The following is a 24,391-nucleotide window of genomic DNA, read 5'->3' as shown; positions in this document are numbered from 1 at the left end:
CTCAGTCCCGCCAGGAGAACTGCGGGTCGTAGCCGAGGAGCCGACGCGCCTTGTCGATCGAGAGCAGCGTCTCGTGCTCGCCCACCTCGCGGCGCAGTTCGAGGCCGGGGAACTCCGCGGCCAGGAGTTCGGCGTTCGGACGCTCCATGACCGTGTCGGCCGCGGCCACGATGCACACCTCCACCCCCGGTTCCGTCCGCGCCAGTCCACGACGGACCGCCTGGGCCCCGTCCCGGCTGTCGACGTAGCCCCAGAGGTTCCAGCGACGCACCGACGGGTCGTCCTGCCACGCGGCGAACCCCGGGTAGTCCTCGGGCCCGAGGACGTTGGAGAAGCGCAACCCGGTCATGCTCAACCCGGGTTCCCAGCGGCACAGGTGGTGCGCGAGCTCCTCCTCCAGCGTCTTGACCAGGCTGTAGGTGGATTCCGGTCGCGGCCGGTACTCCTCGTCCACGGGGGCGTAGGGCGGGGGCGTCTCGAACGGCAGCCCGAGGACGGTCTCGCTGGAGGCCCACACGACGCGGCGGATCCCGGCGGCGCGCGCGGCGGTGAACACGTTCCACGTCGCGGGCATGTTGTTGGTGAAGGTCGCCGAGTTCGGCAGCAGACCCGGGGCCGGGACGGCGGCGAGGTGCACCACCGCGTCCACGGGCACGGTGCTGCGTTCGTCGGTGCGCGCCGCGAGGACCTCCACGACCTGCGCCTGATCGGTGAGGTCGACCTGCAGGAAGTCCCCCGCCCAGCCCTGCGGGCGCACCCGGTCCAGGGCCAGCACCGAGAACCCGTGCTCGGACAGGTCCTGGACCACCGCCCGCCCCAGCTTGCCCGCTGCTCCCGTGACGACGACGCGTTCGCTCATCGGTGATCCTCCGGTTCCCGCCGACCGGACGTCGGCGCTCGTGCTCGTACCCGTTGTAGTGTCTGTGGCCATGGCGACGCCCCACCCGGACGATGTCCTGGCGCGGGTCCCGGCGATCGTCCGGTCGCCCTGATGGGCGCCGGCCACGGGCACGGACACGGTCACGCTGGCACGGATCGCCGCCGGTTGCTCGTCGCCCTCTCCCTCACCGGGACCGTCCTCGTCGCGCAGACGGTCGGCGCACTCTGGTCGGGGTCGTTGGCCCTGCTGGCCGACGCCGGCCACATGCTCACCGACGCCGCCGGGCTGCTGATCGCCTTCCTGGCGGCCAGCCTGGCCGCGCGTCCCGCCGACCTGCGCCGCACGTGGGGGTTCCGCCGGGCCGAGGTCCTGGCGGCCGCCCTGCAGGCCGGGATCCTCCTGTGCGTCGGGGTCTTCATCCTGGTCGAGGGCGTGAAGCGGCTCGTGACGCCCTCGGAGGTGGCCTCCGGGGCCATGCTCGTCTTCGGCGTCGTGGGGCTGGCGGCCAACGTCGTCGCCCTGCTGGTGCTCTCCGGGGGCCGCAAGAACTCGTTCAACATGCGGGCCGCCTTCCTCGAGGTCGTCAACGACGCCCTCGGGTCGGTCGCGGTCATCGTGGCGGCCGTGGTCATCGCCACGACCGGCTGGACCCGCGCCGACGCGGTCGTCTCGCTCCTGATCGGGGCGTTGATCCTGCCCCGCACCGTGAAGCTGCTGCGGGAGACCGTGGACGTGCTGCTGGAGTCGGCCCCCCGGGGCCTCGACCTCGCCGACGTGCGCCGGCACCTCGAGGAGGTGCCGCACGTCGTCGCCGTCCACGACCTGCACGCCTCGACCATCGCGACGGGTCTGCCGGTGCTCTCGGCCCACGTCGTCGTCGCCGACGGGTGCTTCACCGACGGGCACGTGCCGGAGATCCTCGACCAGCTGCAGGAGTGCGTCGCGGAGCACTTCGCGGTGACCGTCGAGCACTCGACGTTCCAGCTGGAACCCGAGCAGCACGCCGAGCACGAGATCGCCACGCACTGATGGACGCCGGGACGGGGCCGCTCCCGTGAGCCGGGCCCGCCGCCCGACCACCCCCGGGGCGATCACGAGCGCCGTGACCGCGGCCGTGGCCGCGGCGGTGGAGCCGGACGTCACGGCGTTCGAGGCCGCCGTCCTGGAGCTGGCCACGATGGACGCGGAGCAGGTGCACGTCGTCCTCGGCTGGGCGCTGCGCGAGCAGCTGGAACGGGCCCATCCGGACGGGCTGGACGCCGACGACCTGCGCGACGCGGTGGCGTCCGCCGCCCGCGCCGCGACCTGGTGGCCGCGGCTCGAGCCGCAGCTGCTGGTCGTCGTGGTGACCGGGGCCCTCGGCGCGCACGACCTGGCCGAGACGATGGACGCGGCCTCCCCCGCCCTCACCCTGGGCCACGCGCTGCTGCTGCTGACCAGCCTGCTGCCGCCCCCGCCGGACCCCGGACCGACCCTGCGGTCGGCCCTGGCCGAGGTCCGGCGGGCGGAGCTCACCGAGATGCCCTGATCCCCGCGGGGCTCAGCTCAGGTGCGTGGTCTCCGGCGCCCGCTTGTCGGCGTCCAGGTCGCCGAACTCGGCCGCGACGTCGCGGATGTCGGCCCGCTCGGCCGTGGTCGGGTCGGTCGTCGAGGCCCGCAGCGTGACGACGACGCCCTTGGACGTGGGCGTGTTGCTCGCCTCGGCGGTGGAGTCCAGCGGCACCAACGGGTTGGTCTCGGGGTAGTAGGCCGCCGCGCACCCGCGGGCGATGTCGTAGACGACGACCCGGAACGCCGGGGCGATGCGCTCGACGTCGTCGTCCCACACACCGATGAGGTCGACCACGTCGCCGTCGGCGAAACCCCGCTCCTTGGCGTCGGCCGCGGAGAGGAAGACCACCCGGCGCCCGGAGTGGATGCCGCGGTAACGGTCCTCGAGCCCGTAGATGGTGGTGTTGTACTGGTCGTGGCTGCGCATGGTCTGCAGCAGGAGCTGCCCGGGCTGCAGCTCCAGGACCTGCAGGGGCACGACCCCGAACTGCGCCTTGCCGGAGGGGGTGTCGAAGGTCCGCGTGTCGCGCGGCGGGTGCGGCAGCTGGAAACCTCCCGGCCGGCGCACCTTGGCGTCGTAGTCCTCGCACCCCGGCACCACCCGGGAGATGTGGTCGCGGATGACGGAGTAGTCCTCGGCGAAGGCCGACCAGTCGATGGTGCCGGTGGCGTCCTCGCGTCCGGCCAGGGTCGCGGCCGCGATGCCGGAGACGATCTGCACCTCCGAGCGCACCCCGGGCGCGGGCGGCGCGAGCCGACCCCGGCTGGCGTGCACCTCGGACATCGAGTCCTCGACGGTGACGAACTGGTCGTAGACGCCCTGCCGGACGTCGCGCTCGGTGCGACCGAGCGTCGGCAGGATGATCGCGGTCTCCCCGCACACGGCGTGCGAACGGTTCAGCTTGGTCGAGACCTGCACCGTCATCCCGCAGGACGCCAGGGCGTTCTCGGTGACCGCGGTGTCCGGGGCCGCGGCGATGAAGTTGCCGCCCATGCCGAGGAAGAACCGGATCTTGCCCTCGGCCATGGCGCGGATCGAGTCGACGACGTCGTGCCCGTGCTCGCGGGGCGGGTCGAACCCGAACTCGTCGCGGATCGCGTCGAGGAAGTGCTGCGGTGCACGCTCCCAGATGCCCATGGTCCGGTCGCCCTGGACGTTGGAGTGTCCGCGCACGGGGCACAGACCCGAACCGGGCAGACCGATCGCCCCGGTGGCGAGGTGCAGGTTCACGATCTCCTTGATCGTGCCCACGGCGTTCACGTGCTGGGTGACCCCCATCGCCCAGCAGGTGATGAAGGACTTGGCCGACAGCAGCATCCGGGCGGCCTCGTCGAGCTGCACCCGGCTCAGACCGGTGGCCCGCAGGACCTCGGCCTCGTCCAGCGCCTCGACGTGGCGCGCCCAGTCGTCGAACCCGGACGTCTGCGACTCCACGAACTCCCGGTCGATCTTGCCGGCGCGCAGCGCGGCCCGCCCCAGCCACTGGAACAGCGCCAGGTCGCCGTTGCCGCGGATCGGCAGGAAGAGGTCGGTCAACCCCTGCCCCTTGACGAGCCCCTTGGGGGTCTGCGGGTTCTTGAAGGCCAGCAACCCGGCCTCGGGCAACGGGTTCACCGCGATGATGCGGGCGCCGTTCTTCTTGGCCTGCTCCAGCGCGGAGAGCATCCGCGGGTGGTTCGTCCCCGGGTTCTGACCGACGACCAGGATCAGGTCGGTCTCGGAGAAGTCGCGCAGGTGCACGCTGCCCTTGCCGATCCCGATGACCTCCCCGAGGGCGACCGAGGTCGACTCGTGGCACATGTTCGAGCAGTCCGGCAGGTTGTTCGTCCCGAACGCGCGGACGAACAACTGGTAGGCGAAGGCGGCCTCGTTCGAGGTCCGGCCCGAGGTGTAGAAGGTGGCCGCGTCCGGCGACGGCAGCGAGTTCAGGTAGGCCCCGATGATGCGGAACGCCTCGTCGTAGGAGACGGGCTCGTAGTGGCGCGACCCGGGACGCTTCACCATCGGCTCGGTGAGGCGCCCCTGCTGGCCCAGCCAGTAGTCGGTGCGACCGACCAGGTCGTCGACGGAGTGCCGGGCGAAGAACTCGCGGGTGACCCGGCGCAGCGTCGCCTCCTCGGCGACGGCCTTGGCGCCGTTCTCGCAGAACTCCGCCGTGTGGCGGTGGTCCGGGTCCGGGTCCGGCCACGCGCAGCCCTGGCAGTCGAACCCTCCCACCTGGTTCAGCCGCAGGAGCGTCTGGGCCGTCCGGCGCACGCCCATCTGCTGCACCCCGTGCTGCATCGCCACGGCGACGGCGGGCACCCCGGCGGCGTAGTGCTTGCGCGCGGAGACGTGCAGTTTCGACTCGTCGACGTCGTCGGTCGGCGCAGGCACACGTCCCAGGATGCTCATCCGGGGATGCTATCGATCACCCGCCGGACCGGCGGCCCCGACTCCGGCGACGAGGTCGACCTCCACGACGGCCCCGACCGCCAGCCCGCTCACCCCGACGCAGGTGCGGGCGGGCAGCGGCCCGCGGAACCAACCGCGGTAGGCCTCGTTGAACGCGTCGAAGTCGGCGAAGTCGGTGAGGTAGACCCGCACGTGCAGGGCGTCGTCGAAGGTCAGCCCGAACTGCGCGAGCACGGCCGCCAGGTTGGCCCGCACCTGCTCGGCCTGGGCCACCAGCCCACCCTCGACGAGGCGCCCCGTGGCCGGATCGGTCGGCATCTGCCCGGTGACGAACACCTGGTCGCCGAAGCGGACGGCGTGCGCGAACGGCCCCACCTGCGGCGGCACGCCGTCGGCGGGGGTGAAGACGAACGTCTGCTTGGCGGGGTGGCTCACCCGGGCAGTGTCTCGAACCGCAGTCGCAGGCCGCCCGCGGGCCGCAGGGTCACCAGCGACTCCACCCGGGGTCGGGGGCCGGTCCCGGGGCGGACGCGACGGTCGCGCAGCAGCGCGGCCAGGACGAGGACGGCCTCGACCAGGGCCAGGTCACGCCCGATGCAGAGCCGCGGACCGGCCCCGAAGGGCACGTACCCGACCTCGCGCCGGGGCGCCCCGAGGAACCGCTCGGGGCGGAACGTCTCGGGCTCGGGCCAGAGCTCGGGGTCGCGGTGCAGGGCCCAGGTGCAGACGATCACCAGCGTGCCGGCCGGGACGTCGACCCCCGCCACGGTGTCGGGGGCGAGCGAGGTCCGGGTGATCACCCAGGCGGGCGGGTAGAGCCGCAGCGCCTCGTCGAGCACGGCCCGGGTCCGGGGCAGTCGGGCGAGATCGTCCCAGGTGGGTTCCCGCGACTCCCCGGGGGCGCCCAGCACGTCGGCCAGTTCGGCGTGCAGCGCGGCCTGCTCGGCGGGATGACGGGCCAGCAGGTCCAGCGTCCAGGTGAGGCAGCTCGCCACCGTCTCGTGCCCGGCGACGACGAACGTCACCAGCTCGTCGCGGATCTCCTCGTCGCCGGAACCCGCGCGGAGCATGAGCCCGACCAGGTCGGTGGCGTCCTCGGCCACCGTCGCGGCCCGCCGGACCGCGACGATCCGGGCGCACACGGCGTCGATCTCGGCGACGGCGGCGCGCAACCGCCGCCGGGACGGGGTCGGCCAGGTCCCCGGGACGGGCGACTGCGCGCGGGCGACCACCAGTTCCAGCGCACGACCGACCGCGTCGACGAGCTGCTCGGCGACCCCGCGCAGGTCGGCCTCGGCCAGGGTCCGACCGATGACCTCCAGGGTCGCGCGGGCGGTGGCCTCGGCGACCTCGACCTCGGTGCCCCTCGGTCCCGGGTCGGTCGTGCGCCGCAACCGTCGCGCCGCGGCGACCGCCTGCTCGGCGATCCCGTCGAGGGCGGAGTGGTGGAAGGCGGGCTGCACGATCCGCCGGTGGGTCCGCCAGGGTGCCCCGTCGCTGGTCAGCAGGCCCTGGCCGGTGACGGTGGCCAACGCCTTGTACTGCAACGTGGCCCGTCCGTAGTTCCGGGCGTTCTCGACCAGCACCCGGCGGACCGCGGCGGGATCGGTCAGCAGCAGGACGGGGGTGCGGGGCAACGGGAAGGCGACCGCCCCGCCGTAGCGGGCCGCGGTGCGGGTGAGGAAGTCCACCGGGCTGCGCCGGATCGCCGGGACGGCGCGGACCATGTCCCACGGCAGCGGACCGTCGGCGGCCAGCGGGGTGTACCGGGCGTTGCGGAAGGGGCCCGGGACGGGCCCCGACGGAGCGCTCAGAGGTACAACCCCGTGTGCCCGTCCTCCACCCGGGGGGCGGCGACGGCGTGCAGGTCACGCTCGCGCAGCAGGGTGTAGGCCTTGCCCTGCAGCTCGACCTCGGCCTTGTCCTCGGGGTCGAAGAGGACGCGGTCGTCGAGCTGGACCTGCCGGACGTGCTGACCCAGGGCCATGACGGTCGCCCAGACCAGCCGTCGCCCGACGGCGGCCGTGGCCGGGATCACGATGCCCGCCGAGGACCGCCGTTCCGAGGCCTCGTCGGCGCTGACGAGGACCCGGTCGTGCAGCATCCGCACCGGGAGGCGGGACTCCGGCATCGACTACCTGCGCTTGCGGACGGCGCGGATGACGACGATCGCGACGACCCCGGTCACCGCCAGCCCCACGGCGGCGACGCGCTCGACCCGCAGCCCGCCGTACTCGTCGGTCGCGAAGTCGTTCACCGCGGCCCGGACCCGGGCGATGCTGCGCTGCTTGATGGCGGCGGGGGTGACCCGGCCGCTGAGCTCGTCCACGGTGCCGGCCAGCCGGTTCCGCAGCCGCTCGACCTCGGCCTCCAGGGCCCGCGGGTCGGTGATGGTGATCGGCTTCCGGCCCTCGGTACTCGTCACGGGCTGCTCCTGCTCTCATCGGCCTGCTCGGCGGGTCTGCGCAGGCCGACGCTACCGGAGCCGACCGGGGCCGCACCCTCGTACCCGCCGAAGCGCACCTCCCGGGGCGGTGCTCGCGGGGAGCGCCGCGGGAGGCGTCGGAGCCACGGGCTACGGTGCCGCCATGTCCGAGCCGTCCAGCCCCCGCCTGTCCCCCGGCGAGCCCGCCCCCGACTTCTCCCTCGCCGCCCACGACGGCAGCACGGTGACGCTCTCCCAGCTGCGCGGCGAGCACGTCGTCGTGTACTTCTACCCGGCGGCGATGACGCCGGGCTGCACGACGCAGGCCTGCGACTTCCGCGACAACATCGCCTCGCTGTCCGCGGCCGGGTATCGCGTCCTCGGCGTCTCGCCCGACCCGGTCGACAGGCTCGTGACGTTCGCCGAGCGCGACGCGATCCCCTACCCGCTGCTGTCCGACCCCGACCACGCCGTGCACGAGGCCTACGGCGCGTGGGGCGAGAAGAAGCTCTACGGCAAGACGTCGGTCGGCGTCATCCGCTCGACGGTGGTCGTCGACCCCGACGGGAACGTCGAGGTGGCGCAGTACAACGTCAAGGCCACCGGGCACGTCGCCAAGCTGCGTCGGGACCTGGGCCTCGACGCCTGACGCACGTCTAAGCTCGGACAGGTCGGCGGGAGTGGTGTAACTGGCAGCCACGCAGGATTTAGGTTCCTGTGCCTCACGGCGTGCGGGTTCGAGTCCCGTCTCCCGCACCGAGGACCGCCCCGACCCGGGTGGACCGCCCTGGGTGGACCGGCCCTCGTCGTGCGGCGGCGGGAGTCTCCGGGTCAGCGGGAGCGCTTGACCCAGGTCGCGGACTGCCCGCGGATCGCACGGGGCAGCGCCCGGCAGAACACGACCAGGGGCATCCCCACCGCCTGCCCGGCCAGCCGCAGCGGAGCGGTGGCCCTCCCGTGCAGGCGGTCGCCGACGGCGTAGGCCGCGAACGCGACCGCGTGACCGGCGAGCACCAGCTGCGAGGACCGACGCCGCGGGTGGGCCAGGGCCCCGGCCAGCAGCGCGACCTGCGCCGCCGGACCCACGGTCGAGCGCCACACCTTGTGGGCGGCGAACTGCCGGAACTCCCGTCGGCCGGTGAAGAACTGGGCGCGGTAGCGGGCGAACAACCGCAGCTGCCCCGCCATGATGCGGACGCGACGTTCCACCTGGTCGGGCCGGGGCGCGGACTCCTCCACCACCAGGCAGGCGGGTTCCACCCCGACGCTGTGCCCACGGGCGGCGAAGTCGAACGCCAGCCACAGGTCGTCGTTGGCGGTCCCGGCCGGGATGGGACGGAAGAGGTTGCGGCGGAACGCGATCGCCTCCCCCACCAGGGCCAGGCTGCCCCCCAGTCCCGCCTCGGAGGTCTTGATCCAGTTCTCGTAGCGCCAGTACAACCCCTCGTCGGCGGCGCCGCACTCGGCCCGCAGACCCGAGACCAGGTCGTAGCGTGCGACGCAGGAGTTCAGCAGCGCCCGCAACCCCGGCCCGTCGAGGACCGCGTTGGCGTCCACGACGACGATCAGCGGGGCCCGTGACGCGGCCACCCCGCGGTTCACGGCGGCGGCCTTGCCGGCGCGGACGGGCGCGTAGTCGACCCGGTACCCGGCCTCCCGGCACCGCACCCGTGTGGCCTCGTCGTCGTCGACGACGACCGTGATGGCGGAGCGCGGCACGGCGCAACGGCGTTCCAGCTGGCCGAGCGTCCGCAGGATCACCCCCGCCTCCCCGTGCGCGGGCACCAGCAGGTCGACGTCCTCCCAGGTCCAGCCGATCATCTCGTCGACCGGGGTGACGGCGTGCCGGTGGGAGCGATGGGCGAGCAGCCACGCGGGGTAGCCGACGTGGCCCGCGAACGCCGCGGCGGCGAGCAGCACGGTCCGGGCCGACGACGACGGCGGTGCGGTGATCCCGAGCACGATGTCCCCCCTGGCGAACCGGCACCTGGGGGTGCCGGGGACAGGACGCTAGCCAGGGCGTGCGAGCAGAGGAACCTGAAAATTCGCCGAACGTGGCAGCCGGGTGAACATCGCCAGAACTGGTCGGATCCCGTTACGCCGCAACCACACCGAGTAAGTCCTCCGCTCGACACCAGGTCGACGGAGAGTGCTTGTCCGAGTCCCCTGCGTGAATCCTTCGACGGCCGGGAGACCGCGGGACGGAGGGTCAGACGTTGGTCAGCAGGACCGGCGCCGTCGTCGGCACCCGGGAACCCCCCACGGGCTCGACCGAGATCGCGACGGCCTGTGCCGTCCCCGTGTTCTCGACCCACATGGTGGCCGCCGAGGTGCTCCCGAGCAGTCCGGCGGAGGTCACCCGGTCACCGTCCACCAGCCACAGCTGGTAGGTCCGGTCGTGCAGCTCGGGGAACCGGCTCGTCACGACGAGCGCGTGCCCGTCTCCCATGACCATCGTCGCCAGACCGCCGTCGGCGGCCTCGGCCCGGACGGTGCGGCTGTCGGAGGAGGCGAGGACCTGGTGGACCTGCTGCTCCGCCACCTGGCCCTGGTCCGCCAGCGCGGTCAACCGGACGACCTCGGCGCGGGCCGAGTCCGCGTCGCGGCGCGCGTCGACGGCGGACACGCCCCCGGCCACCGCGGCCACCAGGCAGGCCGCCGCAGCGAGCTGCCACCCGCGACGGCCGCGGTCGGCGCGACGCGGCGCGCTCCGGTGCGACCGGCGCGAGCGCGCCAGGGCCAGGTCCGTGATCTCGGCGGGCACGGTGCCACCGGGCGTGCTCTCCTGGACGCTGGAGGCATCCGCAGCCGGTTCCTGAGGCGTCGCGGCGACGGCCGCGAGGATCGAGGCCCGCAGGTGCTCCGGCGGCGCCACGGCGACCGCGTCGGCCAACCGGGCGGCGGTGTCCTGGAACTCGTCGGCCCGCTGCGCCGCAGCCGGTGAGACATCGAGTCGCCGCTCGACGGCGGCCCTCTCGGTGGGGTCGAGCGCGTCGAGCGCCCATGCGGCGAGGTCGGCGTCGTCGGGCCCGTCGTCGGGCGTGCGTCCATCCGTCCGGTCCTTCACGATCTCACCCCCATCACCGTCTTGAGTCGCAGCAGGCCGTCGCGCAGCCGTGCCTTCACCGTCCCCAGCGGGACATCCAACTCCGCCGAGATCTCACGGTGCGTGCGGCCCCCGAAGTAGGCCAGCTCCACCGCCTGTCTCTGCAACGGCGTGAGAGTGTCCAAAGCTTCCCGGACCTCGTCCCGTTCGGCGCGCGCGACGACCTCCTCCGTCACCGAGTCGAACGGGGACACCTCCTGCAGCGCGACCCGGTCGTCGCGCTCACGGTCGGCCCGGGCCGAGCGGACCCGGTCCACCGCCCGCCGGTGGGCCATCGTGACCACGAAGGAACTGGCGGCCCCCCGAAGCGGGTCGAAACGACCCGCCGTCCGCCACACCTCCAGGTAGACCTCCTGCACGACCTCCTCCGTCTGAGCCGGATCGCGCAGCACCCGCAGCACGACCCCGTGCACGGAGCCGACGGTGGCGTCGTAGAACCCGGCGAAGGCGTCGGCGTCCCCCGCGGCCGCGGCCAGCAGGAGGTCGTCCGCCGCCTTCCGGCCGGTCGCGCTCGGAGGGGAGGTGCTCACGAGCATCACTGTGGCACCTCCCCCCCGTCGTGCAACGTCGGTGGCACCCGCGTGGCGGGTACCTCCCCGGATCAGGCCGGGGGCATCAGGACGGAGTCGACCAGGTAGACCGTCGCGTTGGCGGTCTTGACGCCCCCGCAGATGACGTTGGTCGAACCGTCCACCGTCAGCATGTCCGGGGTGCCCGCGACCGTCAGGTCCTGGCCCTCGAGGGTCTTGTGGGTGCCCACGACCTCCTCGGGGCTCAGCTGTCCCTGGACCACGTGGTAGGTCAGGATCTTGGACAGCAGGGCGGTGTCGGTCTTCAGCGTCTCGATGGTGGCCGGGTCGATCTTGCCGAAGGCGTCGTCGACCGGCGCGAAGACCGTGTACTCACCGCCGTTGAGGTCGTTGACCAGGTTCACGTTCGGGTTCAGCTGGCCGGACACGGCCGCGGTCAGGGTCTTCAGCAGCGGGTTGTTGGACGCCGCGGTGGCCACGGGGTCCATCGCCATGCCCGACACCGAGGCGGGGCCGGAGGCGTTGGCCGCCGCGTAGTCGGCGCAGCCCGGGCCGACCGGCATGGCCATGGCGTCGGTGCCGGTGGTCGCCGACTCCGAGGGCGAGCTCGACGTCATCGACGGCGACGTGCTGCTCATGCTCGGGGCGTCCGAGCCGGTGGTGGTGGTGTCCCCGCCGCTGCAGGCGGCCAGCCCGAGGGTGGCGGTCGCGACGAGGGCCAACAGGGTTCCGGTGCGCTTCACGGGTTTCTCCTCGATCGGTGGGTGAACTTCCTGCACCGGTGATTCGGAACCCCGCCCCGGGTGGATGGGTCCGTCCCCAAGTTTTTTTCGTGCTCTCCGCCCTCACGGAGAAACCCCCGTGATCGAGGAGTTCCCGGGACGGCGGTCCGCGAAGATTCCTCGATCACAGGGGTGTGCCGGGTGGACGGGTGGGGGTGGGACGGTCAGGCGACGACGGTCACCGTGGTCGAGTCGTACCCGGAGGAACCGTTCGGGATGGGGGCGACGACCTCGTCGGTCTGCGGGACGCCCTCGCCGTCGGTAGCCCGCACCTCGACGACGTGCGACCCCTCCTCCTGCGCGTCCCAGTCGTAGACCCATTGGCACCAGGTGTCTTCCGAGGCCGACGGGACGATCGTGGCCGCCCCCCAGGAACCGGAGTCGATCCGCACCTCGACCTTCGACACGCCCCGGTGCTGGGCCCAGGCGACCCCGGCGATCGGGACCCGACCGCGGCGCACCTGGGCGAAACTGGCCGGCACGTCGATGCGGGAGGCGGTCTTGATCGGGGCCTGCTGGGCCCACCCCCGATCGGTCCAGTACGCCGTCTTCGCCGCGAACGTGGTGACCTCGATGTCGACGACCCACTTGCAGGCCGACACGTAGCCGTACAACCCGGGGATGACCATGCGGACGGGGAAACCGTGCTCGCGCGGGAGCGGGGACCCGTTCATCCCCACGGCCAGCATCGCGTCGCGGCCGTCGGTGGCCTCGCGCAACGGGGCGGAGAGGGTGAAACCGTCGACGCTGGTCGCGTAGAGCATGTCCGCGCCCCCGGTCGGGCGGACCCGCTCCAGCAGCGCGTCCAGCGGGTACCCCAGCCAGCGCGCGTTGCCGACGTAGGAACCGCCGACCTCGTTGCTGACGCAGGTCAGCGTGATCCAGCGCTCCCGCAGCGGGAGCGCGAGCAGGTCGGCGAAGGAGAGTTCGAGCTCCTCCTCGACCATCCCGTGCACGCGCAGGGACCAGTCCTCGGCCCGGACGTCCGGCACGGACAGGGCGGTGTCCACGCGGTAGAAGTCGGCGTTCCGCGTCGCGTACGGGGTGAGCCCGTCGGCCCCGATCCGCGGGTCGATCCCGGCCGGCAGGGCCGGGGCCGGCTCGGCGGGGGCGGGGAGGACGACGGCGGCGCGCGACGCCTCGGCGTCCCGGACCCGGGCCAGGAGGCGTCCCCCCGCCCCGGTCACCGCCCCGACGACGGCCACCCCGCCCAGCAGGCGGCGACGGGAGAGACGGGCGAGCGTCCCGCGCCGGGCCGGCCCCTCCTCCGGCCCGGTGCGGGTGGCCCGTCGCGTGAGCACGGTCAGGGCGAACACCCCGGCCCCCGCCCCCAGCAACGAGGGCAACGGGAACAGGGCGGTCGCATCCGGGCGCGTCGCGGCGGCCAGGACACCGACCACCCCCAGCAGGCCCACCAGCGCCACCCCGAGGGCGAGACGTCGACGGGCCAGCAGGCCCGCGGCCACGGCCAGCGCAGCCACGAGCACCCCGATGGTCAGGAGCAGGACGAGCTTGTCGTTCGAGCCGAACGTCGAGATCGCGAACTCCTTGACCGGCGCCGGGACGCGGTCGACGACCGCACCCCCGACCACCAGCAGCGGCGCCGCGGCCGGGGCGACGACCCCGGCGACGAGTTCACCGACCCCCAGCGTCAGGCCGGCCGAGGCCAGCCCGGCCAGGGCGGAGAAGCCCCACGAGGCGCGCCCGCCGGAGGCGTACGCCCGGCCGGGGACCGGTTCGCTGGTGCGTGCTGCTGCGCTCACACCTCTCCTTCGGAACGGACGGCCCGCCGGATGGGGTCCGCCGGCGGACGGGTGGCGAGGCGGGTCAGGCCAGCTCGGCGGCCAGGCGCGGGGCCAGCGCCCGGAAGGCCGCCCCCCGGTGGCTGATCGCGTTCTTCTCCTCGGCGGTGTGCTCGGCCAGCGTCCGGTGCGCGCCCGACGGCTCGAAGATCGGGTCGTAGCCGAACCCGCCGTCACCGGCGCGCTCCCGGCGCAGCGTGCCGCGCAGCTCCCCCAGCTCGACGAACTCTCCGCCCCCGGGGACGGCGAGCGCCGCGGCGCAGACGAACGCCCCGCCGCGGTGGTTGTCGCCCACGTCGGCGAGCTGGGCCAGCAGCAGGTCGAGGTTGGCCGCGTCGTCGCCGTGCCGACCGGCCCAGCGGGCCGAGAAGATCCCGGGCGCTCCCCCGAGGACGTCGACGGCGATGCCGGAGTCGTCGGCCACGGCCATCACCCCGGTGGCGTTCGCCACGGCCCGGGCCTTGAGCAGCGCGTTCTCAGCGAAGGTGACCCCGGTCTCGGCGACCTCGGGGACGTCGTCGAACGCGTCGACGCCGAGCACCTCGACCCCGTCGAGCAGGGGTTCGAGAACAGCGCGCAGCTCCCCGACCTTGTGCGCGTTGCGGGTGGCCAGGACCACGCGACGGGTCATCGCGACCCCTCTTCCTTCAGGGCGTCCTCCTGCAGGACGCGGAGTTCGGCGCACCCGGCGACGGCCAGGTCGAGCAGCGCGTCGAGTTCGGAGCGGTCGAAGGGGACGCCCTCGGCGGTCCCCTGCACCTCGACGAAGCGACCGTCGCCGGTGACGACGACGTTCATGTCGGTCTCGGCGGCGACGTCCTCGACGTAGGGCAGGTCCAGGACGGGGCGTCCGTTCACGACGCCGACGCTGATCGCCGAGACGGACCCGGTGAGCGGCTGCCGGGAGGCGCGCACGATGTTCTTCGACCGGGCCCAGGAGATGGCGTCGGCCAGTGCGACGTAGGCGCCGGTGATGGCCGCGGTCCGGGTGCCGCCGTCGGCCTGCAGGACGTCGCAGTCGAGGACGATCGTGTTCTCGCCGAGCTGCTTGGTGTCGACCACGGCTCGCAGGCTGCGGCCGATGAGGCGGGAGATCTCGTGGGTGCGTCCCCCGATCCTGCCCTTGACCGACTCCCGGTCGCTGCGGGTGTTGGTGGCCCGCGGCAGCATGGCGTACTCGGCGGTCACCCAGCCCTCACCGGATCCCTTGCGCCAGCGCGGGACCCCCTCGGTGAAACTGGCGGTGCACAGGACCCGGGTGCGACCGAACTCGACGAGGACGCTGCCCTCGGCGTGGTCGAGCCAGTTCCGGGTGATGCGGACGGGACGGAGCTCGTCGGGGCGGCGGCCGTCGGCGCGGGGGCCGTCGGGAGTGGTCGGGCCGTTCTGCGGGGTGCTCACGGGACCAGCCTGCCACTGCGATCGACAGCCGTCAGAGCGCGCCCAGGTAGAGGGGGCCGGTCTCCTCCACCGAGATCACCTGCGGGCCGAGGAACCGCTGGGCCAGGGTCCGGAAGGAGGTCGTGTCCCCGGTCGCGGTGAAGCGGTGCCGCGGCGGCGGGCCGCCGTCCCCGCGGAGCAGGTCGCGGGCCGCGAGCTCGCGGTAGACGTCGAACGCGGTCTCCTCGGCGCTGGAGACGAGGGTCACGTCGTCGCCGACGACACTGCGCAGCACGGCCATGAGGTGGGGGTAGTGCGTGCAGCCCAGGACCAGGGTGTCGACGTCGGCGTCGATGATCGGGGTCAGGTACTCCCGTGCCGCGGTGAGCAGCTCCGGCCCGCTGGTGATCCCGCGCTCGACGAACTCGACGAACCGCGGGCAGGCGGCCGAGGTCAGCGACAGGTCGGGGCGGGCGATGAAGGCGTCGTCGTAGGCGCGCGAGGAGATGGTCGCGCGGGTCCCGATGACCCCGATCCGGTTGTTGCGGGTGGCCCGGACCGCGCGGCGGACCGCGGGGTGGATGACCTCGACGACCGGGACGTCGTAGCGCTCGCGGGCGTCGCGCAGCATGGCCGCCGAGGCCGAGTTGCAGGCGATGACCAGCATCTTCACGCCCGACTCGACGAGGTTGTCGAGGACGTCGAGGGCGAACCGGCGGACCTCCGCGATCGGCTTGGGGCCGTAGGGGCTGTGGGCGGTGTCGCCGATGTAGTGGATCTGCTCGTGCGGGAGCTGGTCGAGGACCGCGCGCGCGACGGTGAGCCCGCCCACGCCGGAGTCGAAGATGCCGATCGGTGCGTCGTCCACGGGGACCGATCCTACGGTCGGAGGGGGCCGCTCCCCCCGTCGCGACGCGAGCCCCCGTCACCCGGGCAGCCGGTACTCCTCCTGCACGACGAGGTCGCCGCCCACGAGGCGGAGGCCCCGCAGGTCCTGCACGACCACGGCGGCCCCGTTCCCCCGGGCCCGCTCGCCGATGCCGACGACGGTCGCACCGGCGTCCAGCCCGGCCCGGATCCCGGCGGGGCTGTCCTCGCAGACGATGCAGTCGGCGGGGTCGACCCCCAGCCGGGCGGCGGCCGCGCGGTACCCCTCGGGCGAGGGTTTGCCCGCGGTGACGTCGTCGGCGGTGACCAGCACCTCCGGTCGCGGCAGCCCGGCGGCCCGCAGCCGCGCGAGGGCCAGGGCGGTGACCGCGGACGTCACGACGGCCCAGCTGCCCGCGGGGAGTCCGGTGACGAGCTCACGGCTGCCGGGCATCGCGGTGACCTGCAGCGCGTCCTCGACCTCGTAGCGGTCGACGGTGCTGAGCGCCTCCTGCTGCTGCTCGGCCGGGACGAGCAGCGCGACGGTGTCGGCGGACCGTCGACCGTGGACCATGTCGGCCACCTCGTCGGGGTCCAGCCCGTAGAAGATCGCCCACCGGCTCCAGGCCGAGTGCACGCTGGCGTCGGAGTCCACGAGGACCCCGTCGGAGTCGAACAGGATCGCGCGGTGCGGCAGTTTCATCGGTCCCTCCCGGGGCTCTGGCTGCGGTGGTGGCTCAGGTGACGGGGCGGTTGCGGTAGCGCCCCACCAGTTCCCGGGCGGCGACCTGCATGCGCACCGGCGGCAGGCCCCGCGCGATCAGGTCGAGGTCGTCGAGCACCATCTGCCCGATCTGCTCGAAGGCGGCCGGGATGCCGCCCGCGCGGTGGCCGGAGAACACCAGCCCGTCGATGCCGCGGGCCGGGTGGCCGGCCGGGACGGGTTCCTCGGGCCAGACGTCGACGGCGGCGAGGATCTCCCCGCGGGCCACGCGCGGGAGCAGGTCGTCGTAGTCGACGACGGCCGCGCGGCTGACCAGCACGAGCCGGGTGCCGGGGGCCAGGAGGTCGAGCTGGGGGCCACCGAGCAGGTGCTCGCTGTCGGCGGTGACGGTCGCGAGGACGAAGAGGAACCGGCTGCGCCGCAACACCTCCTCCAACGCGGCCGGGACGACGCCGTGCTCGCGGAGGTAGCTCTCGGGCAGCCAGGGGTCGTAGACCCGGATGGTCGCGTCGAAGGGGTGCAGCAGCCGGTGCAGGGCGCGGCCCAGGTTGCCGAACCCGAGCAGCCCGATGTCGGAACCGCGCAGCAGGACGGCGTCGGCGTTGCCCGCGGCGACGTAGGTCTCCTCCCCGCGGCGGAAGGCGCGGTCCTCGCGGCTGATGCCGCGCGCGACGTCCAGGGCCAGGCCCAGGGCGTGCTCGGCGACCGCCTGCGCGTAGGCCGGTCCGCAGCCGAGGACGTGGACGCCGAACTCGTGGCACGCCTGGTAGTCGACGTTGGGGAAGAAGTTCCCCTCCACGTTGCAGATGGCCCGCAACCGCTCGGCCCGGCTCAACCGGTCCCGGTCCAGGTCGGGTTGACCGATGACCGCGAAGGCCCGCGGCAGCGCCTCGTCGAGGCGGGCCGGGTCGTCGTCGTGCTCGAGGTCGACCACCTCGTAGCGCTCCTCCAGCGTGGCCCGGGCCTGCGGGGTGAAGATGCGGGCGGCGCTCTGGGGTTGCGGACGCAGGATGACCGTCGGGCGGCTGGGTTCCATCGTGCTCCTCGGGACGACCGGCCGGTCGGGAAGATCGCGCCGGGCCCGACAAGCTACCCCGCCCCCGACCGGCCCCCGACGGCGGTGGCGGCGTCAGCGGCGACGACGGCCCCACCGGGCTCGGAAGCGGCGCGTCGCACCCGAGGGCGGACGAAGTTCGACCTCGTCCCGGCTCTCCGGCAGGGCGGCCAGCCGGGCGGGGGCCGAGGCGAGCAGGGCCTCGTAGCGGGACCGGTCGAAGGTCAGCGTGGCCGGAACGCCCTCCACGAACGGTTCCTGGTCGTCGGGGACGTCGCGCCAGCGCAGGCCGGACCAGGTCACGGTCGTGGGGCCCAGGTCGAGCGCCGCGGAGACGTCGACCTCACCGCAGATGAAGCAGAGCAGGACGCCGGCCCGTCCCGGCCCGACCTCGCGGTCCGGATCGACCCGGCGACCGAGCAGGCTGTCGACCGTCTCAGGAACGTGCTCCTCCCATGGTCGGTGGAACGGGGTCACCCAGTTGTCGGCGGCCGGGATCCGACGACGCAGCGACTCGCCGTCGATCGTCCAGTCGAGGAAGTGCGAGGTCGTGCGGACGGTTCTGCGGCCTTGCTCACGGGTGGTCTCGACGGACGCCGGCGCCAACCCCAGCTCGACGATCTCCGTCACGCACCCAGTGTGGCGAGCCGGGTGGGCGGTGACCATCCGTTTACCCCGCCCCGGGACCGGCCTCTGGGGCAGGAGTCAGGAAATTCCTTGATCACGGAGAAATGGGGCGGGGCGGGTCAGCGGGAGGGGCGGCCGCGGGAGAGCGACTGGACGAGGGTCTCCTGCAGGTGGGTGGTGAAGTCGTAGACGGCCCAGGCGTAGGCCTCCGGGTCCTCGCCGTCGTCGGGGCCGTCGGCGAAGGGGTCGGGCTCGTCGTCGGGGTCGTCGCTCACGCCGAGACGGGTGCCGAGGGCGAGCCGGATGTCGTTGAGCGCCGCCAGCCAGGTCTGGGCCCCGGCGAGGTCGAGCTGCACGCGCCCGCCCTGGCCGAGGACGGGGGCCAGCGAGGCCAGCAGCGCGGTCGCGGCGGCCGCCTTGCGCTGCCGCAGCGAGGACTCGGTGAACCGCCGGAACTCGGCCGAGGCGTCGGGGTCGTCCCCGTAGGCGTCGGGCAGGAGTCGGGCGAGGACCTCGTCCTCGGGTGGCTCGACCGGTCCGCCACCCCCCAGGCCGGTGAGACCGAGCTCGATCGCCAGGGGATCCTGGGCCCCCGCGGTCCCCGCGGCGTCACCCCGGACGTCGAGCAGCTCGAGCACCTCCCGGGCCAGGGAGGCGAGCACGTCGGCCTCGACGGACTGGAGGTCCAGGGCGAGGGCGCCGTGGCGGGTACGCCGGAAGGTGGCCACGGTGCGCTCAGTCGTCCTTCTGCAACGTGGCCCACAGGCCGTAGCCGTGCATGGCCTCGACGTCGCGCTCCATCTGCTCGCGCGACCCGGTCGAGACGACCGCCCGGCCCTTCTCGTGGACGTCGAGCATCAGCGCCGAGGCCTTCTCGTCGGAGTAGCCGAAGTGGGTCCGGAACACGTAGGTCACGTAGGACATGAGGTTCACCGGGTCGTTCCAGACCAGGGTGATCCAGGGGGTGGCGAGGTCGGCGACGGTGTCGGCCTCGGGCACCTCCAGCTCGGTCGGAGCGGTCAGCACACCCGCGGCGGAAGCGGGGCGTGGCACGGTCACGGCCCGATTCTAGGAGCCTGCCGGGCGCGGGCCGTCCCCGCCGTCGGCGCCCGCCCCGAGGCCCTAGGCTCCGCGAATGGCTGCGAGCACGGCGCTTCTCACCGACCACTACGAGCTGACCATGCTGCAGGCCGCCCTGGCCGACGGGGCCGCCGGGCGCCGCTGCACGTTCGAGGTCTTCGCGCGTCGGCTGCCCGAGGGGCGTCGCTACGGGGTCGTGGCCGGGACCGCGCGGGTGCTGGACGCGATCCGGGACTTCCGCTTCGACCCGGACACGCTCGACCACCTGCGCGCCACCGCTCAGCTCGACCAGCGCACGCTGGAGTACCTGCGCGACTACCGCTTCACCGGTGACGTCGACGGTTACACCGAGGGCGAGCTGTACTTCCCCGGCTCCCCGTTGCTGACCGTGACGGGCACCTTCGCCGAGGCCGTGGTGCTCGAGACGGTGGTGCTCTCGATCCTCAACCACGACTGCGCGATCGCCTCGGCCGCCGCCCGGATGGTGACCGCGGCACGCGACCGCCGGCTCATCGAGATGGGCTCGCGCCGCACCCACGAGGACGCCGCCGTGGCCGCGGCCCGCGCCGCCTACCTGGCCGGTTTCGACGCAACGTCGAACCTGCAGGCCGGCGCCGACCACGGCATCCCCACCACGGGGACCTCGGCGCACGCATTCACCCTGCTGCACGACACCGAGGCCGACGCCTTCCGGGCCCAGGTCGCGGCCCTGGGGGTGGGGACGACGCTCCTGGTGGACACGTTCGACATCACCCAGGGGATCCGCACCGCGGTCGAGGTCGCCGGCCCCGAGCTCGGTGCGGTCCGCATCGACTCGGGCGACCTGTCCGTGCTCGCGGTCCAGGCCCGCAGGCAGCTCGACGACCTCGGCTGCCCGGGCACGCGCATCGTGGTCTCCGGCGACCTCGACGAGTTCGCGCTCGCGGCCCTGGCCGCCGCCCCGGTCGACGGCTACGGCGTGGGGACCTCGCTGGTCACCGGGTCCGGGGCCCCCACCGCCGGGCTGGTCTACAAGCTGGTGGACGTCGACGGGCGTCCCGTGGCCAAGCGCTCCACGTCGAAGAACACCCACGGCGGTCGCAAGATCGCCGTCCGGCGGCACCGGGCGACCGGTACCGCCACCGAGGAGGTCCTGGGCACGGACGTCGCCCCGCCGGAGGAACCCCACGACCGCCCCCTGCAGATCCCGATGATCCGCGGCGGGGAGCTCGTCGCCGGCCTCGACGACCTCGACGCCTCGCGCGAGCACCTGCGCCGGGCGCTGGTGACCCTGCCCTGGGACGGTCTGGCCCTGTCCCGCGGCGAACCGGCCATCCCGACGACCGTCCTGCCCCCGCCCCGTCGAGAGGGAACCGCATGACCCGCTGCCTCGTGATCGTCGACGTCCAGAACGACTTCTGCCCCGGCGGCGCCCTTGCCGTCGAGCACGGCGACGAGGTCGCGGCGGCGATCACGTCGCTGCTGGCCCGGGGCGACGTGACCTACGACCACGTCGTGGCCACCCAGGACTTCCACATCGACCCCGGCAGCCACTTCTCCCGCGAGCCGGACTACGTCGACTCCTGGCCCCCGCACTGCCGGGCGGGCAGCTACGGCGCGCTGCTGCACGACGCCCTGTCCACGAAGCGGATCGAGGCGGTCTTCCGCAAGGGGCAGTACGCGGCGGCGTACTCCGGGTTCGAGGGGTCGACCTCGACCGTGACCGCCGAGGGCGAGGAGGACGCCGTCGGGCTGGCGGACTGGTTGCGGGACAAGGGCGTCGACGACGTCCACGTCGTCGGGCTGGCCACCGACCACTGCGTACGGGCCACCGCGGCGGACTCCGCGGCCGCCGGTTTCCCGACCACCGTGCTGCTCGACCTCACCGCGGGGATCGCCCCGGCCACGGTCGAGGCGGCGCTGGAGCAGCTGCGCGCGGGCGGGGTCCGGCTGGTCGGCGAACCCCTGCTGCCCGGCTGACCCGGCGCCCCGCCGAGACGCCCGCCCGGCGGCTCAGCGCCGGACGACGACCGTCTTGCCGAGCTTGTCGTGCAGGCCCTGACGACGCTTGTCCCACAGCGGCCAGAGGGAGTCGAGCAGGAGGTAGACGCCCCCGACCACGCTCAGCAGGTTCGCCGGGGCCTCCCGGGTGAGCCACCGGAGGATGGCCTGGCCCCAGGTGGGCAGGCCGCTGCGGTCCCAGCCCCGCACCCGCAACCGGCAGAGCAGCTTCCCCGGCGTCCCCCCGAAGAACCGGGTGAAGGCGATGACGTAGACGGCGCTGATCACGACGGTGATCCAGAGGATCTGCGTCATGGCCGACTGCAGACCCGGCTGATCCATCAGTGAGAGCGCCGAGGGCGGGGGCGACCCGGCCCGGGCGGCGGCGAGCGAGTCACGGAACGTGGTCTCGAAGGCGGTGACGACGGTCTGCAGCGGGCCCCAGGCGGCCAGGGCCGTGATGGCCGACGTGAGCACGTAGTCGATGACCCGGGCCAGCAGGCGCAGGCCCAGGTTGCCCAGCGGCTGACCGTCGGGGGTGTGCGTCTGCCGGGCGGCCGGGTCGACGGCGGTCCCGCGGCTCCACGGGACCGGTCGGGCCTGAGGATGGGCCGACCCCGGCCCGCCCCATCGCTCGTCCGGCTTCTCGAAGCTCAGCCCGCCGACCGGCGTCTCGGGGACGTGGACGTTCTCGGTCCACGCCTGACCGTCCCACCAGCGCAACGGCCGGGGGGTCGAGGAGTCCCGGGCGGGCGGGGCGGACGGGTCGGGGTACCAACCGGCAGGCGTGCTCATGGTTCGACGGACTCCTCGTTCGGGTTCGGCCGGACCAACGTCCCACGACGCCCCGCCGTTCCGTCGCCGCCCCGACGACGCAGAGTCCCGGTCAGGAGAAGCGACGCACGATCTCGGTGTTCCGGTCGGCGAGCAGGGCGCGCAGGGTCCGGCGCACGAACAGCCCGTCGGCGATCCGACCGAGGGGGCCGAGCGGCGAGCGCCAGGCCATCCGGTCGGTCATGATCGTCATCTGCGGACCCTCGGTCTCGAAGGTGTGCTCGTGCCAGAACTCCGCGAACATCCCCTGGTTCATCCGGTCGACGAACCGCCGGGGGGCGGCGAGCTCGATGATCTCCGAGGTGTGGGTCACGGGGAGGCCGAACAGCCGCAACCGCCAGCGGACCGTCTCGCCCAGCCCGATCCGGCCGCTGGTCCGTCCACCGCCCTCGACCGCGCGGACCCGGAACCGTCGGCCCGCGACGCGTTCCACGTCGAGGTCGAGCGACATCGCGAAGACGTCGTCGACGGGCGCGCGGACCATGGTCCGCTGGACGATCTCGGGCACGCCGAGAACTTACCCGAGCACCGCCCGTGACGGAGGCGGGACGCCCAGGTCAGGTCTGGCCGAGCAGGTGGTCGCGGCGCCGGGTCAGCAGCTCGACCGGGGCCGAGGCGGAGGGGGGGCCGGGCACGGCGGAGCGGAGCTGGGCGTAGACCTTGGCGTGCGGCAGCTGCCGCCGCGCCGCGACCTGCCCGACGAGGCCGTGGATCTCCTTGCGCAGCAACGCGGCCGTGTGCCAGGTCGCGTCCTCGGCCGGGGCGCCGCCGGCGCCGGTCGGCTGCCCGGCCGGGTCCTCGACCTCGTCGACCGCGCGCGGGAGCGAGGTGCGCTTGCGGATCTCGGAGTCGCGCTGGGCGAGCAGGGTCGCGGTCTGCTCCGGGGAGAGCAGTCCCGGCAGCCCGAGGAAGTCCTCGTCCTCGCTGGTCAGGTCGCCGCCGGCGCCGTCGCTCCCGACGTGCGCGCGACCCCCGGAGAGCACGTGGGCGAACTCGGCCTGCGCCTCCAGCGCCTCGTACTCCTTCGGCCCGCCCGGTTCGCGCTCCGGCGGCGGCAACGGGTCGAGCTCGTCCCCGTCGGGCAGCTGCTCGCCGGAGGCCGGCGGGGCGATGACGTGGTCGCGATCGGTCTCCAGCGCCGCGGCCAGCGCCAGCAGGGGCCGGACGGCGGGGAGGAACACCGTCGCGGACTCGCCGCGGGCGCGCGAGCGGACGACGCGGCCGACGGCCTGGGCGAAGAACAACGGCGTCCGGTAGGACGTCATCCAGGCCAGGCAGGCGGCCCGGGGGACGTCGACGCCCTCGGAGACCATGCGCACGCAGACCGCGAACCGCTGGTCGCCGTCGGCGAACTCGTGGATCTTCTTCGACGCCTTCGGGTCGTCGGACAGGATCAGGACGGGCTTCTCCCCCGTGACCCGCTGGACGATCCTGGCGTAGGCGCGCGCGTCCTCCTGGTCCGAGGCCAGCACCAGCCCGGCGGCGTCGTGCATGCCGTGCTCGCGCAGGTGCTCCAACCGTTCGTCCATCGCGGCGATGACGTGCGGGACCCAGTCGCCGCGCGGGTCCAGCGCGGTCTTCCAGGCCAGCGCCTCGACCGACTTCGTCCCGGCGTCGGTGAGCGAGGCGGCGACCACCTCGCCCGCGGAGTTCCGCCACCGCGACGTCCCCGTGTAGGCCGCGAAGACGACGGGACGCACCACGCCGTCGGCGAGGGCGTCGCGGTAGCCGTAGGTGAAGTCGGCGACGCTCCGCAGCCCGCCCTCGGACTCCACGGAGTCGTCCTCGACGTAGGAGACGAACGGGATGCGCTCGTCGGCCTTGGTCCGGAACGGGGTCCCGGTCAGCGAGAGTCGACGACGGGCGTCGCCGAAGGCCTCGAGCACGGCCTCGCCCCACGACAGCCCGTCCCCGGCGTGGTGGATCTCGTCCAGGATCACCAGCGACCGCTTGGCCGTCGACCGGGCCCGGTGCAGCATGGGCCGGCCCGCGACCTGGGCGTAGGTGGTGACGTAGCCGCGCATGTCCGAGCGCACCGGGCCGACCGCGTTGCTCATGGTCGGGTCGAGCTCGATGCCCGCACGGTGGGCCGCCTCGGCCCACTGGGTGCGCAGGTGGTCGGTGGGGGCGACGACGACGACCCGATCGATCTGGCGACGCTGCAGCAGGTTCTGCGCCAGGGACAGGGCGAACGTGGTCTTGCCCGCCCCCGGGGTCGCGGTCACCAGGAAGTCGGCCGGCTCGCCGCGCCCGGGGTCCAGGTAGCGGGCGAGGGCCGCACGCTGCCAGGCGCGCAGCGGCCGACCGCCGGACTCACCGGCGGGGCGGTCGGTCGGGTCGGACTGGGCGGGGATGCCGAACAGGTCGGTGCTGG

At 73.7% G+C, this 24,391-nt stretch carries 27 protein-coding genes and 1 tRNA gene; 6 read left to right on the top strand and 22 right to left on the bottom strand.

All coding sequences use genetic code 11. The features are described from left to right. Position 1: 1 nt before the first annotated feature. Positions 2-859, bottom strand: a complete 858-nt coding sequence (locus tag ACFFKU_RS06620; RefSeq protein ID WP_380136656.1) for an NAD-dependent epimerase/dehydratase family protein — start codon at positions 857-859, stop codon at positions 2-4. A gap of 132 nt (positions 860-991) precedes the next feature. Here ACFFKU_RS06620 and ACFFKU_RS06615 point away from each other — a divergent pair, with 132 nt between their 5' ends. Beyond that, complete coding sequence (locus tag ACFFKU_RS06615) at positions 992-1,909, top strand: cation diffusion facilitator family transporter (protein WP_380136655.1); 918 nt, start codon at positions 992-994, stop codon at positions 1,907-1,909. Between the two features lie 25 nt (positions 1,910-1,934). Next, positions 1,935-2,408 (top strand): hypothetical protein, encoded by a 474-nt coding sequence (locus ACFFKU_RS06610; RefSeq protein WP_380136654.1) that lies wholly within the window; start codon positions 1,935-1,937, stop codon positions 2,406-2,408. A gap of 12 nt (positions 2,409-2,420) precedes the next feature. Here the strand turns inward: ACFFKU_RS06610 and ACFFKU_RS06605 are convergent, their stop codons facing one another. The 5 genes from ACFFKU_RS06605 to ACFFKU_RS06585 all read right to left on the bottom strand — a co-directional run bounded on the left by ACFFKU_RS06605 (position 2,421) and on the right by ACFFKU_RS06585 (position 7,251). Further along, on the bottom strand, positions 2,421-4,826 hold the full coding sequence (locus tag ACFFKU_RS06605) for an FdhF/YdeP family oxidoreductase (protein WP_380136652.1): 2,406 nt from the start codon (positions 4,824-4,826) through the stop codon (positions 2,421-2,423). Positions 4,827-4,835: 9 nt separating this feature from the next. Next, positions 4,836-5,261: a RidA family protein gene (locus ACFFKU_RS06600; RefSeq protein WP_380136651.1), complete on the bottom strand. Its 426-nt coding sequence runs from the start codon at positions 5,259-5,261 to the stop codon at positions 4,836-4,838. Further along, positions 5,258-6,565, bottom strand: a complete 1,308-nt coding sequence (locus ACFFKU_RS06595; RefSeq protein ID WP_380138023.1) for a cytochrome P450 — start codon at positions 6,563-6,565, stop codon at positions 5,258-5,260. Before ACFFKU_RS06595 ends, ACFFKU_RS06600 begins: the two co-directional genes overlap by 4 nt. Positions 6,566-6,636: 71 nt before the next feature. Then, complete coding sequence (locus tag ACFFKU_RS06590) at positions 6,637-6,957, bottom strand: GroES family chaperonin (protein WP_380136650.1); 321 nt, start codon at positions 6,955-6,957, stop codon at positions 6,637-6,639. 3 nt (positions 6,958-6,960) lie between these two features. Then, positions 6,961-7,251, bottom strand: a complete 291-nt coding sequence (locus ACFFKU_RS06585; protein WP_380136649.1) for a DUF3618 domain-containing protein — start codon at positions 7,249-7,251, stop codon at positions 6,961-6,963. Between the two features lie 163 nt (positions 7,252-7,414). Between ACFFKU_RS06585 and bcp the strand changes: the two genes are divergently transcribed. After that, positions 7,415-7,900, top strand: a complete 486-nt coding sequence (gene bcp / locus ACFFKU_RS06580; RefSeq protein WP_380136647.1) for a thioredoxin-dependent thiol peroxidase — start codon at positions 7,415-7,417, stop codon at positions 7,898-7,900. Positions 7,901-7,925: 25 nt separating this feature from the next. Further along, positions 7,926-8,007, top strand: a tRNA-Leu gene (locus ACFFKU_RS06575). Positions 8,008-8,082: 75 nt separating this feature from the next. Here ACFFKU_RS06575 and ACFFKU_RS06570 read toward each other — a convergent pair. The 13 genes from ACFFKU_RS06570 to clpS all read right to left on the bottom strand — a co-directional run bounded on the left by ACFFKU_RS06570 (position 8,083) and on the right by clpS (position 19,182). Beyond that, on the bottom strand, positions 8,083-9,213 hold the full coding sequence (locus ACFFKU_RS06570; protein WP_380136645.1) for a glycosyltransferase: 1,131 nt from the start codon (positions 9,211-9,213) through the stop codon (positions 8,083-8,085). A gap of 247 nt (positions 9,214-9,460) precedes the next feature. Further along, positions 9,461-10,318, bottom strand: a complete 858-nt coding sequence (locus ACFFKU_RS06565) for an anti-sigma factor (RefSeq protein ID WP_380136644.1) — start codon at positions 10,316-10,318, stop codon at positions 9,461-9,463. Beyond that, entirely contained in the window at positions 10,315-10,893 is a 579-nt protein-coding gene (gene sigK, locus ACFFKU_RS06560) for an ECF RNA polymerase sigma factor SigK (RefSeq protein ID WP_380136642.1), read from the bottom strand. The genes ACFFKU_RS06565 and sigK overlap by 4 nt, the downstream gene beginning before the upstream one ends. Before the next feature lie 65 nt (positions 10,894-10,958). Further along, a complete protein-coding gene (locus ACFFKU_RS06555) occupies positions 10,959-11,630 on the bottom strand; it encodes a fasciclin domain-containing protein (RefSeq protein WP_380136641.1) in 672 nt (223 codons plus the stop codon). 203 nt (positions 11,631-11,833) lie between these two features. Beyond that, the gene (locus tag ACFFKU_RS06550) at positions 11,834-13,432 is read right to left on the bottom strand and encodes a molybdopterin-dependent oxidoreductase (protein WP_380136640.1); all 1,599 of its coding nucleotides are present in this window, start codon (positions 13,430-13,432) and stop codon (positions 11,834-11,836) included. 64 nt (positions 13,433-13,496) lie between these two features. Then, positions 13,497-14,102: an RdgB/HAM1 family non-canonical purine NTP pyrophosphatase gene (gene rdgB, locus ACFFKU_RS06545; RefSeq protein ID WP_380136639.1), complete on the bottom strand. Its 606-nt coding sequence runs from the start codon at positions 14,100-14,102 to the stop codon at positions 13,497-13,499. Next, entirely contained in the window at positions 14,099-14,872 is a 774-nt protein-coding gene (rph, locus tag ACFFKU_RS06540; protein ID WP_380136638.1) for a ribonuclease PH, read from the bottom strand. Before rph ends, rdgB begins: the two co-directional genes overlap by 4 nt. A gap of 31 nt (positions 14,873-14,903) precedes the next feature. Then, positions 14,904-15,719: a glutamate racemase gene (gene murI / locus ACFFKU_RS06535; protein ID WP_380136636.1), complete on the bottom strand. Its 816-nt coding sequence runs from the start codon at positions 15,717-15,719 to the stop codon at positions 14,904-14,906. Between the two features lie 57 nt (positions 15,720-15,776). Further along, on the bottom strand, positions 15,777-16,421 hold the full coding sequence (locus ACFFKU_RS06530) for an HAD-IA family hydrolase (RefSeq protein ID WP_380136635.1): 645 nt from the start codon (positions 16,419-16,421) through the stop codon (positions 15,777-15,779). A gap of 34 nt (positions 16,422-16,455) precedes the next feature. Beyond that, positions 16,456-17,478: an NAD(P)-dependent oxidoreductase gene (locus ACFFKU_RS06525; protein WP_380136634.1), complete on the bottom strand. Its 1,023-nt coding sequence runs from the start codon at positions 17,476-17,478 to the stop codon at positions 16,456-16,458. Positions 17,479-17,571: 93 nt separating this feature from the next. After that, positions 17,572-18,126 (bottom strand): hypothetical protein, encoded by a 555-nt coding sequence (locus ACFFKU_RS06520; protein ID WP_380136632.1) that lies wholly within the window; start codon positions 18,124-18,126, stop codon positions 17,572-17,574. 116 nt (positions 18,127-18,242) lie between these two features. Next, complete coding sequence (locus ACFFKU_RS06515) at positions 18,243-18,851, bottom strand: DUF2017 domain-containing protein (protein ID WP_380136631.1); 609 nt, start codon at positions 18,849-18,851, stop codon at positions 18,243-18,245. A 7-nt stretch (positions 18,852-18,858) separates the two neighbouring features. Then, a complete protein-coding gene (gene clpS / locus ACFFKU_RS06510) occupies positions 18,859-19,182 on the bottom strand; it encodes an ATP-dependent Clp protease adapter ClpS (protein WP_380136630.1) in 324 nt (107 codons plus the stop codon). 76 nt (positions 19,183-19,258) lie between these two features. Between clpS and ACFFKU_RS06505 the strand changes: the two genes are divergently transcribed. Continuing rightward, positions 19,259-20,563: a nicotinate phosphoribosyltransferase gene (locus tag ACFFKU_RS06505; RefSeq protein ID WP_380136628.1), complete on the top strand. Its 1,305-nt coding sequence runs from the start codon at positions 19,259-19,261 to the stop codon at positions 20,561-20,563. Further along, positions 20,560-21,162, top strand: a complete 603-nt coding sequence (locus ACFFKU_RS06500) for an isochorismatase family protein (protein WP_380136626.1) — start codon at positions 20,560-20,562, stop codon at positions 21,160-21,162. Before ACFFKU_RS06505 ends, ACFFKU_RS06500 begins: the two co-directional genes overlap by 4 nt. Positions 21,163-21,195: 33 nt before the next feature. On the opposite strand, the gene ACFFKU_RS06495 is transcribed toward ACFFKU_RS06500, so the two are convergent. From ACFFKU_RS06495 to ACFFKU_RS06485, 3 genes are all read right to left on the bottom strand, one after another. After that, the gene (locus tag ACFFKU_RS06495; protein WP_380136625.1) at positions 21,196-21,978 is read right to left on the bottom strand and encodes an RDD family protein; all 783 of its coding nucleotides are present in this window, start codon (positions 21,976-21,978) and stop codon (positions 21,196-21,198) included. A gap of 91 nt (positions 21,979-22,069) precedes the next feature. Further along, on the bottom strand, positions 22,070-22,525 hold the full coding sequence (locus ACFFKU_RS06490; protein ID WP_380136624.1) for an SRPBCC family protein: 456 nt from the start codon (positions 22,523-22,525) through the stop codon (positions 22,070-22,072). Between the two features lie 49 nt (positions 22,526-22,574). Continuing rightward, positions 22,575-24,371, bottom strand: a complete 1,797-nt coding sequence (locus ACFFKU_RS06485; RefSeq protein ID WP_380138022.1) for a DEAD/DEAH box helicase — start codon at positions 24,369-24,371, stop codon at positions 22,575-22,577. Positions 24,372-24,391 lie beyond the last annotated feature (20 nt).

The sequence above is a fragment of the Kineococcus gynurae genome, from assembly GCF_042433995.1.
GTDB classification, from domain to species: domain Bacteria; phylum Actinomycetota; class Actinomycetes; order Actinomycetales; family Kineococcaceae; genus Kineococcus; species Kineococcus gynurae.
The sequence above is the reverse complement of the archived record's forward strand: the minus strand, read 5'-3'. Positions and strand labels throughout refer to the sequence as shown.